Here is a 463-nt window from a genome sequence, read left to right on the forward strand (position 1 = left end):
TAACCGCACAGCGCCAGTTCAGGTGTCAGCAGCAGGTCCGCGCCCTGGGCATGGGCATCGCGCGCGGCATCGACGATCCTGCGGGCATTGCCTTCGACATCGCCGACGATGAAGTTGAATTGCGCGATGCTGATGACGAATGGCATGGAGAAGGTACGGAAGGAGACTCCGTCGATTATGTCATCCGCCTTCCGGCCCGGCAGGGCGGCGCGTTATCCCCGCACGCACTGGACAACTCTGTGGATAAGCCGTGGCTTGCGCTGTAGGGCGCGGGTAAACCCTTGGATTCATTACAGATTTGTTGCAATGCTGATTTTTTAGGCAGTGGATGGACGTACCTGCGCGGCGCCGCGGGTCACGCCTTTTGCGCCATCATGGAGCCCGCACCGACCACCACCCACGCTACGGACCGCGCCTTGAGCCTGCACGACGACGCCCCCACGGATTCCCCCGGCGACTACAC

At 62.2% G+C, this 463-nt stretch carries 2 protein-coding genes; both read left to right on the forward strand.

Going from position 1 to position 463, the window contains the following annotated elements:
- A partial coding sequence (locus MPC4_RS20080; RefSeq protein WP_174514102.1) for a hypothetical protein occupies positions 1-266 on the forward strand: 266 nt, incomplete at its 5' end.
- A gap of 15 nt (positions 267-281) precedes the next feature.
- Positions 282-463, forward strand: a 182-nt coding sequence (locus MPC4_RS21030) for a hypothetical protein (RefSeq protein ID WP_210253696.1), incomplete at its 3' end; no start/stop codon positions are given.

The sequence above is a fragment of the Methylocella tundrae genome (assembly GCF_901905185.1).
Lineage (GTDB): Bacteria > Pseudomonadota > Alphaproteobacteria > Rhizobiales > Beijerinckiaceae > Methylocapsa > Methylocapsa tundrae.